Source organism: Timaviella obliquedivisa GSE-PSE-MK23-08B (assembly GCA_019358855.1).
Classification (GTDB): domain Bacteria; phylum Cyanobacteriota; class Cyanobacteriia; order Elainellales; family Elainellaceae; genus Timaviella; species Timaviella obliquedivisa.
In genome coordinates this window covers 134924-150279 of the sequence record JAHHII010000010.1, presented here as the reverse complement: position 1 = coordinate 150279, position 15356 = coordinate 134924, and the positions used below count along the sequence as shown (strand labels likewise).

The 15356-nt window shown below is 46.3% G+C and carries 17 protein-coding genes; 9 read left to right on the top strand and 8 right to left on the bottom strand.

Features of this window, described 5'->3' with window-relative positions; genetic code table 11:
- Window positions 1-81: 81 nt before the first annotated feature.
- The 6 genes from rplY to KME11_17290 form a co-directional block, all read right to left on the bottom strand.
- Complete coding sequence (gene rplY / locus KME11_17315; GenBank protein MBW4516972.1) at window positions 82-372, bottom strand: 50S ribosomal protein L25; 291 nt, start codon at window positions 370-372, stop codon at window positions 82-84.
- Window positions 373-494: 122 nt separating this feature from the next.
- Complete coding sequence (locus KME11_17310) at window positions 495-1850, bottom strand: adenylosuccinate synthase (protein ID MBW4516971.1); 1356 nt, start codon at window positions 1848-1850, stop codon at window positions 495-497.
- Between the two features lie 153 nt (window positions 1851-2003).
- Window positions 2004-2210 (bottom strand): type II toxin-antitoxin system prevent-host-death family antitoxin, encoded by a 207-nt coding sequence (locus KME11_17305; protein ID MBW4516970.1) that lies wholly within the window; start codon window positions 2208-2210, stop codon window positions 2004-2006.
- Window positions 2211-2403: 193 nt separating this feature from the next.
- A complete protein-coding gene (locus KME11_17300) occupies window positions 2404-2778 on the bottom strand; it encodes a DUF5615 family PIN-like protein (protein ID MBW4516969.1) in 375 nt (124 codons plus the stop codon).
- Window positions 2762-3004: a DUF433 domain-containing protein gene (locus tag KME11_17295; protein ID MBW4516968.1), complete on the bottom strand. Its 243-nt coding sequence runs from the start codon at window positions 3002-3004 to the stop codon at window positions 2762-2764. Before KME11_17295 ends, KME11_17300 begins: the two co-directional genes overlap by 17 nt.
- A gap of 232 nt (window positions 3005-3236) precedes the next feature.
- Window positions 3237-3935, bottom strand: coding sequence for an EcsC family protein (locus KME11_17290; protein MBW4516967.1), 699 nt, complete (start codon window positions 3933-3935; stop codon window positions 3237-3239).
- Window positions 3936-4099: 164 nt separating this feature from the next.
- On the opposite strand from KME11_17290, the gene KME11_17285 reads away from it, so the two are divergent.
- On the top strand, window positions 4100-4285 hold the full coding sequence (locus KME11_17285) for a hypothetical protein (GenBank protein MBW4516966.1): 186 nt from the start codon (window positions 4100-4102) through the stop codon (window positions 4283-4285).
- On the opposite strand, the gene KME11_17280 is transcribed toward KME11_17285, so the two are convergent.
- A complete protein-coding gene (locus KME11_17280) occupies window positions 4282-4788 on the bottom strand; it encodes a DUF4112 domain-containing protein (GenBank protein MBW4516965.1) in 507 nt (168 codons plus the stop codon). The two genes, KME11_17285 and KME11_17280, sit on opposite strands and share 4 nt — an antisense overlap.
- 65 nt (window positions 4789-4853) lie before the next feature.
- Here KME11_17280 and cbiB point away from each other — a divergent pair, with 65 nt between their 5' ends.
- Both cbiB and KME11_17270 read left to right on the top strand, forming a co-directional pair.
- Complete coding sequence (gene cbiB, locus KME11_17275) at window positions 4854-5900, top strand: adenosylcobinamide-phosphate synthase CbiB (GenBank protein ID MBW4516964.1); 1047 nt, start codon at window positions 4854-4856, stop codon at window positions 5898-5900.
- A gap of 32 nt (window positions 5901-5932) precedes the next feature.
- A complete protein-coding gene (locus KME11_17270) occupies window positions 5933-7198 on the top strand; it encodes a glycosyltransferase (GenBank protein ID MBW4516963.1) in 1266 nt (421 codons plus the stop codon).
- Between the two features lie 24 nt (window positions 7199-7222).
- Here KME11_17270 and KME11_17265 read toward each other — a convergent pair whose 3' ends face one another.
- Window positions 7223-8560, bottom strand: coding sequence for an oligosaccharide flippase family protein (locus KME11_17265; protein MBW4516962.1), 1338 nt, complete (start codon window positions 8558-8560; stop codon window positions 7223-7225).
- A gap of 1259 nt (window positions 8561-9819) precedes the next feature.
- Between KME11_17265 and KME11_17260 the strand changes: the two genes are divergently transcribed.
- The 6 genes from KME11_17260 to KME11_17235 all read left to right on the top strand — a co-directional run bounded on the left by KME11_17260 (window position 9820) and on the right by KME11_17235 (window position 15293).
- Window positions 9820-10965 carry a glycosyltransferase family 4 protein gene (locus tag KME11_17260; GenBank protein ID MBW4516961.1) on the top strand — a complete coding sequence of 382 codons (1146 nt, stop codon included), beginning with the start codon at window positions 9820-9822 and terminating at the stop codon, window positions 10963-10965.
- A 120-nt stretch (window positions 10966-11085) separates the two neighbouring features.
- The gene (locus tag KME11_17255) at window positions 11086-12513 is read left to right on the top strand and encodes an O-antigen ligase domain-containing protein (GenBank protein MBW4516960.1); all 1428 of its coding nucleotides are present in this window, start codon (window positions 11086-11088) and stop codon (window positions 12511-12513) included.
- Window positions 12514-12581: 68 nt separating this feature from the next.
- Window positions 12582-13874, top strand: a complete 1293-nt coding sequence (locus tag KME11_17250; GenBank protein ID MBW4516959.1) for a TAXI family TRAP transporter solute-binding subunit — start codon at window positions 12582-12584, stop codon at window positions 13872-13874.
- A 22-nt stretch (window positions 13875-13896) separates the two neighbouring features.
- A complete protein-coding gene (locus KME11_17245) occupies window positions 13897-14346 on the top strand; it encodes a nuclease A inhibitor family protein (protein ID MBW4516958.1) in 450 nt (149 codons plus the stop codon).
- A gap of 68 nt (window positions 14347-14414) precedes the next feature.
- Window positions 14415-14609: a DUF3252 domain-containing protein gene (locus KME11_17240; protein ID MBW4516957.1), complete on the top strand. Its 195-nt coding sequence runs from the start codon at window positions 14415-14417 to the stop codon at window positions 14607-14609.
- 6 nt (window positions 14610-14615) lie between these two features.
- Window positions 14616-15293 carry a hypothetical protein gene (locus KME11_17235; protein MBW4516956.1) on the top strand — a complete coding sequence of 226 codons (678 nt, stop codon included), beginning with the start codon at window positions 14616-14618 and terminating at the stop codon, window positions 15291-15293.
- Window positions 15294-15356 lie beyond the last annotated feature (63 nt).

Here is a 15356-nt window from a genome sequence, read left to right as displayed (position 1 = left end):
ATGATTTAATGTCTTTTTGATGAACCCCTAAGAGAAGATGAAAGCCTCCAGGTTCCAGTCTTCCAAGAAATCTTCAACTTCTTACTCAACAGAGAAGAAACTGACGTGATAGATACTTTCTTTCCACGGATGCTTTTGAACTTCTTGAATCATGGCTTTGCCTGTCCAAGAAAGCTCAGGCACATTAACCTCAATGGGCGCTGTTTTTTTTGCTTTTCTGAGCAGAGTCTCAATGTCTTTAGCACTAACCGTTAAAGACAACGATTCAGGAACATTGTGACCGTACAGCACAGCGGGGAGCAAACCTTCGCGGCGCAGGGCGTTGGGTTTGCTGTTTTCGATACGTTTTTTACATTCAACCGTGAGTTCCATAGCGTCCTAAACCTTGTGTACTGAGAATAAACTGAACAAAACTACGTCAACTTGACCAGAGCCAGGGCACATTTGAGAGGGCACAATCTTTTCAAGATACCCACAAGGGGTCGCCCCTTCGCCTACCCACCTGCCCCCTGTCCACTGATTGCCAGCCCTTGATCTATTTTATGGAGCAAAGCTCTTTTAGGGCCATGGATTGGATCTTCCACAATGATCGTTTGGTTGCGGCTGGCACCGAGAGAGACAATGGCGATCGGCACCTCCATGAGTTCAGCTAAGAACTCCAGGTAGGCTAACGCTTGCGGCGGCAAGTCTTCTAGAGTACGGCATTCAGCAGTAGATTTTTGCCAGCCGGGTACCGTTTCATAGATAGGTTGACAACGAGCGAAATGGCGGGTGTTACTAGGCAAATCCACACAGCGCTGCCCCTCAATTTCGTAAGCGACGCAGACTTTAATCTCGTCAAGTTCGTCCAATACATCTAGCTTAGTAATTGCCAGGCAATCTAGACCATTGATTCGCACAGCATAGCGACCAATGACGGCATCAAACCAGCCACAGCGTCTTCTGCGTCCAGTAGTGGTACCAAATTCGGCACCGCGATCGCACAGTAATTCGCCAATCTCGCCATGCAACTCGGTTGGAAAAGGCCCTTCGCCAACGCGAGTCGTATAAGCCTTGGCAACGCCAATCACCCGATCGATCATGGTGGGCCCCACACCCGCACCTACGCACGCGCCACCTGCCACGGGGTTAGACGAGGTGACATAGGGATAGGTGCCGTGGTCAAGATCTAGCAGTGTGCCCTGCGCACCTTCAAACAAAATGTTGCGGCGTTGTCGGTACGCTTCATAAATCCGGAGCGAACTATCAACTACGTGGGGGCGTAGCCGTTCGGCATAGCCCCGATATTCTTCAATTACCTCTTGCGGATCAAGCGGAGGAAGATCATAAAGTTTCTCTAAAATTGCATTTTTGTAGTTAACTGTCCACCGCAGCTTTTTCTCCAAGCTTTCGGCATCCATCAAATCAACAATGCGAATTCCGGTTCGTTCCGACTTGTCGGCGTAGGTGGGCCCAATGCCCCGCTTGGTCGTACCAATTTTATGAATTCCCCGCCGCTCCTCCGATGCCTGATCAATCAGCCGATGATAGGGCATGGTGACATGGGCTGTTTCGGAGATTAGCAAATTTGAAGTCGAAATCTTGAGCGTCTCAAGCTGGTCTAGCTCTTGAATCAAGACTTTTGGGTCGATGACCGTACCTGCCCCAATAATGCACTCGGTGCTGGGATAAAGAATGCCAGAGGGAATCAGGTGTAGCTTAAAGGTCTGATCGTCTACTACAACAGTATGACCCGCATTGACACCGCCTTGATAGCGGACAACCATGTCTGCTGACTTGCTCAACAGATCAGTAATTTTTCCTTTCCCTTCATCGCCCCACTGGGCACCAATTACAACAACGTTAGCCAAGGCTTTTCAGGGTGCTAAAGTTCACACAGTTCTCAATTATCAACAACTGAGGTCGATCGTGTCAACAAAATACTTTTTGAAACCAGGGTAGACCCATCTGAAACTTAATTTTAGATTTCGAGTTTGCCGAACTAACAATCTTCTAAAGGAGCATCAAACTAAAGGAGCATCAAAGTCGTCAGACATTCTGACTAAACCTTTGGCACTACCAAATGTGGGACGTGGCTTCGTTGAGCTTATTGGCACGATTCTAAAGGCTGCACCATCACTGCGCGTAATTACAACTTCTTCACCGCTTGCGGCTCCCTCGATCAATTTTGCGAGTTGATTTCCTGCTTCTTGAAGACTAACTTGGTGCATGAATTGTCTATCTCCAAATTTCTAAAGTTAAGAGCGATCGCCCCTCACGTACAATTATCCTTCCACAGGTGCCTCAAAATTGCTTAATGAGAACGGGGTTAATTGTTGAGGACTAAAGCCCCTGTTCACTCGCCGCGAGTAACTTTTCGGACTCACCAACTCACTTGATCCGATCGCTGTGTAATAGTGTTGTTTAGGCATCAGGAACTAACGGTAACCGACGAATACGAATACGGCTTGGCTCAACTGTAATGGCTGATCCTTGTTGTAAATCTTCCTCGCATTGAGCAATCACCGTCAACAGCAGATCTGTGAGTGCTTGGGCGCGTAACCTTTCAATTCGGATGCGAATGACCGAAGGAGTAATCGCTATGCTGGGTGCTAGCAGTGTATGAAAATCCGCATCAAGAGTAGCAACGACACGTCTCTCGTCTCTACCTCTCTGGATGATGTCTGAGTCTTCTGCTTCAGACATCCCGATTTCACCAACATGGATAGCATCGATACCTGTATCCCGTAATAACGCTGCCGCCGAGAGGGGTAGCCCCTGGTCAAGCAACAGTTTCATAAGGGTTAGAGAGTTCAATAATGCGATCGTCCAAGTAGGAAGAGGCAAAAATTAGGGCTTGTCGGATATCTTCATCCTCTAGTTCTGGAAACTCTTGGTGTAATTCTTCCCGATCAGGATAAGTTGCCAGTATCTCAATCACCCGACGAACCGTAAGGCGCAGATTCCGAATACAGGGTTGCCCATTCATGCGCTTCGGATTGCTCGTAATATGATTGAGTCTCATTGGAGTAATTTCAACGTTTCATTATTATCTTACCCTTTAGTAAGGATAAGCCATGCCTGGAATACAGGCTCCACATATCCATTCTCCGTCATCATATAGATCGTCTCCCAATAATCAATTGACAGGATTAGAGTTCTTACAAGGTATGAATAATGACTCAAATCAGTGATTGTAAGGATCTTTGAACTGAACAGACGGCTCTTGCAACTGTCCGAAGCAACAAAATTCTTCCTTATGTGTCTGACGCTTGAGAGAATACTCCTTTAGCAGTTTGTCCGCAGCTATGCACAAATATGCCGTCAAATGTTCCTCCTACAACCCCTCCAATCAATGGCACTAATTTCATAAGATTGACTACACCTTTTTCGTCAGCCTTAGTTATCAATCGGAAGCCAATCTTCTTATTAATTTCAATCAGAACCTTACCAGGTATTTGCTTGATGATATTCTGAAATACTTTAGTGCCAATAGTAATGCCTGCGGTCTTAAGAATCTCCTGCCCCGCTTCACCAATCAGACATAACAGAACCATTGTTCTTACTTGTTCAGAGTGAATGTCATAGCCTCGAAGATAAGCAATTGCGGCAGATGTATTTGCTCCAAGTGCATAGGATGCAGCCAATCCTGCTGGAATGGTAAGGGGCATTGCTGCAATACCACCTACTCCAGTGATAAAACCTGTGCCAGCAGCATAGGTGGTTCTCCAAGCAATAACTGAATTAATAGCATCCTCAACGCAAGCTGTCTTACTCAAATGGTCTGCTGCGACCTGTTCCGCAGAAGGCAAAATTCCTAACCCATTAATCCCAGCGTCGGCAATCCATTCAAGAGTAGTCTGGATTAGATTGCCATTGTCATTATCTGAGGTAGCTAAAACCATGATATTTACAGGGTTAAACATTGCTTCATTGTGCCTATTCAGTTTTCCCATGAACAGAAACAAGGTAGCGCTGAAGTTTACGAATAACCTCCCACATAGTTTTGGATACGATCGCCCCCCTTCTACAACCAAACACCTCTCACCATTCCCATAACCTGACATACTAGATAACCAGTATTTGAAAAATTGTGTGAAATCTCAGGAGCAAGATAAGAATGAGTTTATTGCTAGGAGTTGCTTCTACTTTTCCGCTGGCGTTTACGCTGGTCTATGCCGTTGGGTTCGTTGCCGCAGTGGGCATTGGTTCGATCGCCTGGTACAATTCCAAGCGCCCGCCTGGTTGGGAAGACAACGATCGCCCCGACATCATCCCCAAAGTAGACACCGAAGAGAAGCCTTAACGTGCTGAGAGAAGCTGGTAGAGCCAATGTAGTACGAAGATTGATAAGGCAATACAACCCGCGATCGCCAACACCAGTCCCACAATCAGAAAAATCGTAAAGCCGCGATTTCGATGACCTGTTATAGGAATTGTTTGCTGAACCCCTAGATGCTCATCTAGTAGCTGAATATTTTTGGTGTTGGACTTCCATACTACGTCGAATAGATCTCCAATTCCCGGCACAGTTCCGAGTAGAGTTTCTAAAAGAACATTAAATGTCATCTGTCCTAATGTTTTCTGGTTGGCTCCTAAGCGAGAGGCTTCATACACAATGAGGCAAGAGAGAACCATCCCAATCGCGTCTCCACCGCCGGGGATGAGTCCTAAAAGTGGGTCTAACCCAACCCGATAGCTAGTGCCAGGAATAGCGATCGCATTGTCTAATAAGCGGCTGAAATTTCGCAGGCGCTCTAGGCGGACAAGTCGATTTTCGGCTGAGGCTGATGGGGAAAGATTAGACATAGTGGTTTGTAAAAGTAAGGCAGAATTTGATCTGCCGAATGTATTAAGGTGACAGACATTATAGAATGCTAAACCCCAGTGAATTCCATACGGGTTTGCCCACTCTATGGCAATGGCGACCCCTTGCGGGTATCTCGGATGCGGCTATAGTCCTGGCGATCGCCGCCCTTTTAGACTACTTAATCGGCGATCCATGGAATTGGCTGCATCCGGTGCAGATTATGGGTTGGGGAATTCAACGTTATTGTCACATTGTTCTAAAGCGTTGGCATCACCCCTTGGCGCTAAAGGGCTTGGGCGTGGTGCTGGCGATCGCCCTCCCTAGTTTGAGTGGTCTGGTGGTCTGGGTCGTTGTTCTAACTGCCCAACGCCTCCACCCGTTTCTAGGCATGGTGACTGAAGCAATCCTACTAGCCAGTTGCTTTGCTGGAAGAAGTTTAAGGCGATCGGCTCAAGATGTTTTGAAGCCCTTGATGGCAGGTGATTTGGCGATCGCTCGGACTCAACTGAGCCTTTACGTTGGGCGAGACACCGCTAATCTCTCAAAACCCGAAATCCTTCGCGCTGTTTTAGAAACCGTGACTGAAAACGCCACAGACGGCGTTGTTGCACCCTTGCTTTATGCCATCTTGGGTGCATTTCTACCTCTAGGCAGCGCTCCCCTCGCCATGGCATACAAAGCTTCTAGTACCCTCGACTCAATGGTTGGCTACCGGGAAGCGCCTTACACCTATCTTGGCTGGGGCAGCGCTCGGCTAGAAGATGCCCTGACCTGGATTCCTTGCCGCTTAAATGTTCTGCTCCTATCGTTGCTTTCAGGTCAGCCGCACCAAGTTTGGCAAATCTGCCGCCGAGATGCCCCCCACGACCCAAGCCCCAACGCAGGCTGGAGCGAATGTGCCTATGCCGCCATTCTGGGAGTTCAGGTGGGTGGAGCTAATCAATATAAAGGTGTTACTAAGCTTAAGCCGTTACTGGGCGATGCCACCCAACCCATTACTGCTCAGACTATTGACCAAGCGATGAACATGACACGCATGAGTTTTCTCATCTGGATGAGTATCGCTCTAGCAACCTTAACGATTTGGTCAGCCTCATATAATAAGCCCTAATATGATGGGTGTTGACATTTAAAGCAGGCTGAATGGCTCTAAAGATTGCTTACCTCATCAACCAATATCCCAAAGTTAGCCATAGTTTTATTCGGCGTGAAATTCTTGCTCTCGAAGCCTGTGGTTTGACGATTCTACGTTTTGCAGTTCGCTCTTGTGCCGATGAATTGGTAGATGAGGCGGATCAGCAAGAACTTAAAAAAACTCGGTTTCTGCTAGAAGGGGGCGCGATCGCCTTACTTCAAGGTTTGCTAGCCGTGATGCTTCGTCGTCCTTCTCGGTTTTTACAAGCTATTAGGCTAACGCTCAAGTTAGGGTGGCGATCGGAGCAAGGAGTGCTCAAACACTTGGCATACTTGGCAGAAGCTTGTGTATTGTTGAACTGGGTAGCCGAAGCCGAAGTAACCCACGTTCACGCTCACTTTGGTACTAATCCGGCAACTGTAGCGATGCTGTGCCGGCTGCTAGGAGGCCCGCCCTTTAGCTTTACGGTTCATGGACCTGAAGAATTTGACAAAGTTGAAGCGATCGCCCTTCCCCAAAAAATTGAGCACGCGGCATTTGTAGTCGCCATTAGCTCCTTTGGTAGAAGCCAGCTTTATCGGTGGACTCGCCCAGAGCAATGGTCAAAAATTCGAGTGGTTCACTGTGGAGTAGACGCAAACTTTTTGGCGATCGCTCCTACTCCCATTCCCAACCAGCCTCGCTTCGTCTGCGTGGGGCGATTATCAGAGCAAAAAGGTCAGCTTTTATTAATTGAGGCAGCGAAACGTCTTGCTGAAGAAGGACTGTCCTTTGAATTGGTATTGGTTGGAGATGGTGAACTGCGATCGTCCATAGAAACCTTAATCACCGGTTACCAGCTTCAAGACCACATTAAAATCACGGGTTGGGCAACCACGAGTGAAGTGCGTGAGCATCTTCTCAACGCCAAGGTAATGGTGCTGCCCAGCTTTGCCGAAGGGTTGCCCGTAGTGTTGATGGAAGCACTCGCCCTCTGTCGTCCCGTCATTAGCACCTATATCGCTGGCATTCCTGAACTTGTTGAGAATAATACCTGCGGCTGGCTCATTACTCCAGGTTCTATCGAAGCATTAGTTAGCGCGATGCGATCGGCATTATTAACCTCTCAAGACCAGCTAAAAGCTATGGGACAAGCCGGATTAGACCGAGTTGCCCTAAATCATAATATTGAGCTAGAAGCAAGTAAACTTGCCATCATTTTTAGAATGAGCATTGAGCACCTTCAATCAGAGTCTGCCTGTACCGCCTCCCTATTACCTTCAGTGAAGCTTTAAGAGCTATTGACTTTAGAGATCGATTTAGACCGACCACAACGGCATTGGTAAACCGTAAACATGTCGAGCTGCAACAAAGATGAAACAAAGAATCAGTAGTAATGCAGTCGCGTAGGCATCCTGGTCAAAACAATCAAGTTTTTCCCGATACAGACCATACGAAACTGCTGCATAAAAAGGGACATTGCTGAGCGGCACCGCAGCAACTGCTCCAACAACGCCAAATAGTTGAAAGCCAACCCACATACCACTTGCCAGAGCTAAAAAGCTACAGAAATTACCCCAAGTAGATGGCGTTGGGTTACCCATTGCAAACAGCGCTCCTTCAAGCGTCGTAGTTAAGATGAGAGGCCAAATACCGAGTGCCAACAGCGAAATCATCCAGGCAGCGTCAGCATAGCGGTTGTCGTACAAAGTCGTGATTAGAATGTCCCCAAAGCTGAACAGCATTGCTAATACGGGTGCTGTAACTAGCAAAATAGGTAGTCTCCCTCGCCGAATCTTGTCACGGAACTCGGAACGCGGCAAACTAACAAACTTTGAAAACATCGGAAAAACTATTTTTCCGCCCACTGCCAACGTAACTTGTTTAGGAATCTCCGCTAAAGTCAAGGCGATTCCGTAAACACCCAGCAGTTGTACCCCTAACAACTTGCCCAGGATTAAGCGATCGGACTGCATGGCAAAAAACGTTAGCACTGTCGATAGAAAGATCCATTTCCCAAAAGAAAATATTTCGCCGACAGCTTTTTTTTCTAAAACAAGGCGATTAGGTGGATTCGGACTAAGAATATGGCTCCACACTAATTGAACCAACGCTGCGACCACTGTTCCTACTAGCAAAGCCCGAATGCTTCTGTCAAACCAAGCCCAGATTACCATTACGCTAAGTCCAATAATCTGCCCGCCTAGCTCAAATATTAAGACTTGCTTAACTGCTAACCTGCGAGTTAAGGAGGCGAGTCCAGTAGAATGGAAGCCCCCAATTAATGTCCCTAATCCTACAATCGGCAGAACCCAGGCTAATTCAGGCTCCTTATAAAAATTGGCAGCAGGAATGGCAATAATTACACAACACAGCCAAAGCCCAACACTGCGGATAATTTGCAGTGTCCACGCGGTATCCAAAAAATCTGGCTCATCTCCCCGCTTATTCTGAATTAAGCTTGTGTGAATCCCCAAGTCCGAAAAAAGCTGCAACCCTGTAATAAATACATAAGCCAAAGACATCAGACCGAAGATCTCAGGGAACAAAAGACGGGTCAAAATTAAGTTGGAGCCAAACCGAAGAATCTGAGAGATGCCATAGCTGGCGACCGTCCAAAATGTGCCCCGCAGCGCAAGTTGTTTAATAGATGGCATGGTTTTGCAACACTGAATGAGCAATAGAGATCTAGAGGCAGCCTGGCTTAGAAAAGTCCAGGTTAATGGCAGCAGGGTAGGATTTTCCTACAGAAAAGAACTCTATCTGGTTACATTTATTCTTGTGAATGTATCCTAGTTTTTTCTAGTTTCAGCTTAGCGTTTCTGGCACGAACAAACGCGCATTTTCACATCCACTCAATCTATTGAATAGCACAACGTTAAGATAAGAAAAACAAGTTGAGGTTTTCGATGCTAAAGCTTGTCACACTAAATCGATAAATTCACCATTTCTTTAATCTTTTTTGGTGGTTTCTTCTGGGGCAATGAATAGGTTGTGAGGAGTATACAGTGCTATCCATAGCACTGTTTTTTCAAGAAATCCTAGGACTTCTAGCAATGAACATAAGACTTGATCATGTCCGGTGATGTGGGTTTGATTCTTTTGAAGGAATGCCTGCGATCGCAGCTACTAAAGATGGAAGAGTGTGGAAACCTGGAGAACTCAAGCTGGGGTTGAGTTTACAAAGGGCATCTTGACCCTAAAAGAAGTCGATTACGGACTTTTCTGACCAAGAGTTGGTTTTGTAACACCCTAATCCCTGAGTTAGTACAACAGTAACAAATCAAGAAAGCCAGCGTCATTATGGTGGATTGTGATTTGTACTCTTCGACAGTCGATAGTTTTGCGGTTCTGTGCCCTTTCATACAGGATAAAGTCGTCATGTACTTTGATAATTAGCATTCTAGCGATTTGGCAGATAAGAACTTGGGCGCGAAAAAAGCTTTTGATGAATTCTTTTAGATGCAGATTCTCAAGTTGAAGCGCCTCCTTTTGAACCTATGTTTGAACCTATGTATGTGTCTATTACAGAAGGTCGCATCAATGGTGCAGCTTTCATTGTTTCGCGGAAGAGTAGATTTTTTTTAAAACCAAAGCTATCAATGAAGCTGAGAGCCGGAGTGAAAAAAGTCTTGATTTTTGATTACTTAGAATTTCTACTTGGAGTTTTTACGTAGAAAAGTCAAAAATTTACCTTAAACTCATGGTTTATGACCGGACGATGGAGCAAGATCAGCGTATAAGGTCACTGTATGAGTAATGAAAAATACGAGAGAGGGACAAACTCTCCTCTTATACTGGGTTTGCTCTGAATGGGTCTATCTAAACGCCTCCGGCAGCTTAGTCCCAATTTAGATGTGAGGTTCACTGCTGCATCCTTCCTTCACTTCGAGTCTTTCTGTATGAGAATTGCTGTATGAGAATTACTTTTGTTCTGCCCGACGGTGGATTAAGTGGCGGTATGCGAGTTGCTGCAATCTATGCAGAGCGCCTCAAACAACGAGGTCATCAGATCTCTGTTGTGTCTACTATTAATAAACCCTCTCGCCGCAGGCGACTTGCTCGAATTCTTCAAGGGGAAGGCTGGCTCAAGCCCGTCAAACGGGGACTTTCTTATTTTGATACGATCGACGTGCCCTACAAAGTTGTTAAAGAAGGTTGCAAGGTCACTGAAGCTGATGTCCCTGATGCTGACGTGGTTATTGCAACCTGGTGGGAAACTGCTGAATGGATGGCTCATTGGTCTCCGGCAAAAGGAGCAAAAGCTTATTTTGTTCAACACCATGAAGTTTTTGACTATTTGCCTGTTGAACGGGTCAAAGCAACTTACTTATTGCCTTTTCATAAAATTGTCATTTCTAAGTGGTTAGTTGATTTGATGCGGACTGAGTATGGGGATGCCGACACGTCTTTGGTTTTTAACAGTGTAGATACCCAGCAGTTTTACGCACCTCTACGAGGCAAACAATCTGTGCCAACTGTGGGTATTATGTACGCTCAGGCTGCTTGGAAAGGCTGTAAAGTTAGCTTTGAGGCGATCGCCCAAGTAGCTCAAAAAATTCCAAATTTGCGAATTATTGCCTTTGGCTCCAACGAGCCAGTCTCAGAACTGCCTTTACCTGCTAACACAACCTTTACCCAGCTCCCCGACCAGCATGACATCAAAGATATTTATGCTAGTTGTGATGTGTGGCTCTGTGGCAGCTTAAGTGAAGGGTTTGGGTTGACTGTTGTTGAAGCCATGGCTTGTCGCTGTCCAGTTGTATCCAGTGAGGTTGGCGGATCGATTGATTTAATTAAATCTGGCGTGAATGGATATCTTGCGCCGATTGGCGATGCTCAAAAGCTGGCTGAAGGACTTGAGAAGGTGTTGGCTCTCTCAGATTTGCAGTGGCGGGAGATGTCTGATGCCGCTTACCAAACTGTCGTTCAGTATTCTTGGGATGATGCGACTGATTTGTTTGAAGCTGCCTTATGCAAGGCGATTGAACACAGTCATAAAGAAGACTCAGATCGTCAAGACCCTAAGCCGACCTTAGGCTTGCCGATATCTGTGCTTTAGGATTACGATGAAGCACAAGCTGGAAGGGTCTTGCCGGGCAGTTAGGGCAAATCGTTTGAGCTAGGGAAAATCGTTTGAGAAAGAAGCTTAGTTTCAAAAAGTCGAAGACTTAAATAACCTATGGGATTTATTTTTGGTGGTAATCCATTTGCTAGTCCAAACCTCCTAGTTCCGCTAGTAATGTTTGGCTGGATTCCTGTCGTTATTTACTTATTTTCCCGGTACCCTGCGCGTCGAGCGATCGTCATCAGCTTCATTGTGGCTTGGTTATATTTGCCCCAAGCCGTATTGCCGATTCCTGGGATACCTGACTATGACAAAATAGCAGCAACTTGCTATGGTATTTTGCTTGCAACTTTTATCTTTGACGTGGGGCGCTTCAATAGCTTCCGATTCAGTTGGATAGACGTTCCTATTGTAATTTGGTGTGTCTCTCCTTTCGCCTCTTCTCTAGCGAATGATTTGGGGCCTTACGATGGCATGGCTGCAGTTTTGGGTCAAACTGTAACTTGGGGCATTCCCTATTTTTTAGGGCGTATTTACCTTAATAGTTTGAATGGAATGCGCGAATTGGCGATCGGAATTTTTGTGGGAGGTCTTTCCTACATTCCCCTTTGTCTATTTGAAATGCGGCTGAGTCCTCAACTTCATCGAATTATCTATGGAGGAACTCCAGGCTCTGACTTTAGCCAAACGATTCGGCTAGGTGGCTACCGACCAACCGTTTTTCTAAGCCACGGTCTGGCAGTCGGAGCCTTCATGATGGCGGCGACGTTGGTTGGAATTTGGCTTTGGCAGACTGGAACAGTCAAACACTTATGGAATATTCCTATTAAGTGGCTGGTAGGCGCATTGTTTGTCACGTTTATTCTGACTCGCTCTACCGGCGCTTATGCTCTTTTGGCAGGCGGTATTGCAATTCTATTTGTTGGCAAAAACCTGCGGACTGCGGCTCCAGCTTTCCTCTTGATTGCTGGAATAGTCGTTTATCTTTACATCAATGCCGTATCGGGAACCTACGTTGCTGATCAAATTGTTGAGTCACTCTCTAGGGTCTTGCCAGAAGATCGCGTAGGATCTTTGGAGTTCCGGTTTAACAATGAGGAACTTCTTTCAGCTAAAGCCAGAGAGAGAATAATCTTCGGGTGGGGCGGATACGGACGTGCCCTAATTTTTGGACCCGATGGTAGTCAGCTAACTATTCCTGATAGCCTTTGGATTAATATCTTTGGACAAAATGGAACTGTGGGTTTAGTCAGCCTTTTTGTAACGATGCTGCTACCGACATTGAGCTTATTTTGGATGCGGTATCCTGCAAGATTGTGGGCAAACAAAAAAGTTGCTTCAGCCACAGTGGTTGCTCTGATGACCGCTTTGTACATGGTAGATTGTCTCATTAATGCCATGGTTAACCCAATTTACATCTTAGCTGCGGGTGGCATTGCTGGATTGGTGCTTAAACGTGAACGAATTAATAAGACTGCTCAAGGAAAGGCAGGTGTAGAGCGATTAATTCCTTCACAACGCTATGCGGTTCAGCCAAGGTGACATAAGTTTCAAGTGGGCTTATTCGAGGGTTGGCATGGCTGCCTATCGTTTTCCATTGACTCGTTCCTATGAAAGTTAAGTTTGCCCTCCCTGTTTTGGTCATTAGCATTGTGGCAACGATCGCCTTCTCTGTTCAGTGGCTACAACAGCGGCAAGTTCAGCATGTCACCATTGCCACAGGTAGCTCAGATGGCGAGTACTATGCTTTTGCTCAGGCATTGGCAACTGTGGTGGCTCGACATCAGCCAAAAATTCGGATTACTGTGGTTGCGACAAAGGGAGCTCAGCAAAACCAAGATTTATTAGAACAGAAGCGGGTGGAATTGGCGATCGTTCAAAGTGATACGCCTCCTCAGCCTTCAGTTCGAGCAGTGGCATATCTCTTCCCAGAGGTATTTCACCTGATTGTGAGCAAAAAGTCTGGCATTGAAAAAATCAGTGACTTAAAAGGTCGGCGAGTAGCACTCATGCCCAAAGGCAGCGGCTCTTACAATCTTTTTTGGTCGATTAGTCCTCATTTTGGCTTGTCCGAACGCAATCTGACTGCCATCTTGCTGCCGCCCGATCGCGCTTATGAGGCTCTGCTTCAAGGAAAGGTAGATGCCGTTTTTCGGGTGATTGCGATCGGCAACCCTTCTATAAGCCGTCTGTTGGCCAATAGCCAGACTAAGTTACTGCCAATTGATCAGGTTGATTCTCTGCGGCTTTCTTTACCCATTCTAGAAGCAACCCAGATTCCCATAGGTACCTACGACGGAGCCACCCCAATCCCTTCTCAAGATTTGACAGCCGCCGCAGTTCGAGCCGTCTTAGTGACCCATAAACAGGTTGATAGCAGTGTGGTACAAGCAATCACTCAAACCTTATTTGAGTTTCGTAATGAAATGGTAACGATTTACCCTCGCTCTGCCTTAATGCGTTTGCCTGAGGCAGGGCAGAACTTAGGGATTCCTCTACACTCTGGAGCAAAGGCTTACTATGAACAGGAGCGCCCCAACTTTTTGATGGCGAACTCAGAGTTCTTAGGACTGGTGACCTCTGTGAGTGCAATTTGCGTCTCGGCTTTGTGGCAATTGCGATCGTGGTTGCTCAATAACCAAAAGGATCGCGCAGATATGTACAACTTGGAGATTTTAGAACTGGTTGAACAGGTGCATTCTGTTAATGATCTAGAGCAGTTGCAGTCAGTCAGACATAAACTGTTTGAAATTCTGCGTAAGGTCGTGGTGGATTTAGACCAGGATCGAATTTCACCTGAATCATTTCAGTCTTTTACTTTTCCTTGGGAGGTGGCAATTAGTACAGTACGCCACCGAGAGATCGTATTAATCAATCTACGTTCCACTTTAGAAAACGACTAGCCTTATCTTCCCTCTACTAGATATGTCTCAAGCTGAAGTTGTCCCCGATCTTAAATTCTCTACTTCTAATCCTGATGAAGAGTCTGCCGTAGCGTCTTTAAAGGCGATTGTTGAAGGGTTGACTTGGATGAGCGAGTCTGATTACCCCTTTAAGGTTTTACAGTTGCCCGATCGCGCTAATTCTCCATCTACAAGCGAGCTTCTGCAACTTACAGAGCATGATAAAAATGCCTTTGTAGAAACAATCAGCATGGAAAACTTTTTCGCTTCAGCGATTCAACCCCAAGATTGGCATGAAGACGCAGATAAGCAGAGGATACAGCGGTTCCAGACCTTGCTTCAATGGCTGGAGCAGCACTTAAGTTCTGTCGAGGTGTATCGAGTTGGCACCATCACAATTGACGTATATATCATTGGGCAAATAGCCTCAGGAGCCTGGGTCAGCCTTTCCACAAAAGTGGTTGAGACATAGAATCTACAACATTTGACAGAAATGTTTTAACCTAAATACAAGTAACTTCTCAATCCTCCAAAGACATTATGATTCTTCCGGGTTCAGCCGTTCGGGTAAAAAACGTTAACGATATTTACTACGGATATCAAGGGTTGGTACAGCGGGTAAGTAGTGGGCTAGTTGCAGTTTTATTTGAAGGCGGCAACTGGGATAAACTAATTACCTTTCGTCCGTCTGAGCTTGAATTAGTAGATGCGACTGCCGGACGGGGTAAAAAGTAGAGTGTAATGCGGTTACCCCTGCCTCAGTTCAGTACTCAAAATCGATCGCCTAGCTACATTGCTGAGGTGATTGAAACTGCCACAACAGAATTTTTGGCGCAATGTTTGGAACCTGAAGACTTGAGCTTTGCGGTAATGCCGCCTTTTGGAAGCTGGGTTAAGGCTAGTGATGAGGAGTCAGGCAACCAGATCTATGCAGTGGTGTATCACGTTACGACAAGCCCGATCGACTCGGTGCATCGAGCCCGAGCCTTAGGGCTGTCGCTGCAAGACTTGCGGGAGCAGCAGCCCCAAATTTTTGCAATGTTGAAAACCGAGTTTCGAGCCGCGATCGTGGGCTTCTTGCCGCCCGGTTGCAATGGTAAGAATGGTGCTGGTCGAACGGTGGAAAACGCTACTATTTACCAACACTTGCCGCCGCGCCCTCCCCAGATCCATCAGGCAGTCTACTATTGTGAGTCAGAAGAAATCATTCGGTTCAGCGATCAGCTTGATTTTCTACGAACCTTGCTTCAGGTTGCGGGGGCTCCGGTGGATGGGTTAGTCGCTGCTGCCATTCGAGAGATTTATCAGCTTCGCAAGGCAGATCGAGCTTGGCTGGTTGAGGCCGGGCGATCGCTTAGCATTTTACTTAAAGATGATTACGATCGCCTTCGCATCATCCTGAGCCAAATTCATCTTTGAACACAGAGTTCCAGCTTCTTCAAGAAATTAAGAATTTTGCCGATTCAGTTGCTAGTTAACTGC

Bases quoted from the DNA above. Each gene is read 5' to 3' on its own strand.
- rplY (MBW4516972.1), bottom strand. From the start codon at position 372: ATGGAACTCACGGTTGAATGTAAAAAACGTATCGAAAACAGCAAACCC.
- KME11_17285 (MBW4516966.1), top strand. From the start codon at position 4,100: ATGAGTTTATTGCTAGGAGTTGCTTCTACTTTTCCGCTGGCGTTTACG.
- KME11_17245 (MBW4516958.1), top strand. From the start codon at position 13,897: ATGTCTCAAGCTGAAGTTGTCCCCGATCTTAAATTCTCTACTTCTAAT.
- cbiB (MBW4516964.1), top strand. From the start codon at position 4,854: ATGCTAAACCCCAGTGAATTCCATACGGGTTTGCCCACTCTATGGCAA.
- KME11_17295 (MBW4516968.1), bottom strand. From the start codon at position 3,004: ATGAGACTCAATCATATTACGAGCAATCCGAAGCGCATGAATGGGCAA.
- KME11_17270 (MBW4516963.1), top strand. From the start codon at position 5,933: ATGGCTCTAAAGATTGCTTACCTCATCAACCAATATCCCAAAGTTAGC.
- KME11_17250 (MBW4516959.1), top strand. From the start codon at position 12,582: ATGAAAGTTAAGTTTGCCCTCCCTGTTTTGGTCATTAGCATTGTGGCA.
- KME11_17305 (MBW4516970.1), bottom strand. From the start codon at position 2,210: ATGCACCAAGTTAGTCTTCAAGAAGCAGGAAATCAACTCGCAAAATTG.
- KME11_17290 (MBW4516967.1), bottom strand. From the start codon at position 3,935: ATGGGAAAACTGAATAGGCACAATGAAGCAATGTTTAACCCTGTAAAT.
- KME11_17280 (MBW4516965.1), bottom strand. From the start codon at position 4,788: ATGTCTAATCTTTCCCCATCAGCCTCAGCCGAAAATCGACTTGTCCGC.
- KME11_17300 (MBW4516969.1), bottom strand. From the start codon at position 2,778: ATGAAACTGTTGCTTGACCAGGGGCTACCCCTCTCGGCGGCAGCGTTA.
- KME11_17235 (MBW4516956.1), top strand. From the start codon at position 14,616: ATGCGGTTACCCCTGCCTCAGTTCAGTACTCAAAATCGATCGCCTAGC.
- KME11_17260 (MBW4516961.1), top strand. From the start codon at position 9,820: ATGAGAATTACTTTTGTTCTGCCCGACGGTGGATTAAGTGGCGGTATG.
- KME11_17265 (MBW4516962.1), bottom strand. From the start codon at position 8,560: ATGCCATCTATTAAACAACTTGCGCTGCGGGGCACATTTTGGACGGTC.
- KME11_17255 (MBW4516960.1), top strand. From the start codon at position 11,086: ATGGGATTTATTTTTGGTGGTAATCCATTTGCTAGTCCAAACCTCCTA.
- KME11_17240 (MBW4516957.1), top strand. From the start codon at position 14,415: ATGATTCTTCCGGGTTCAGCCGTTCGGGTAAAAAACGTTAACGATATT.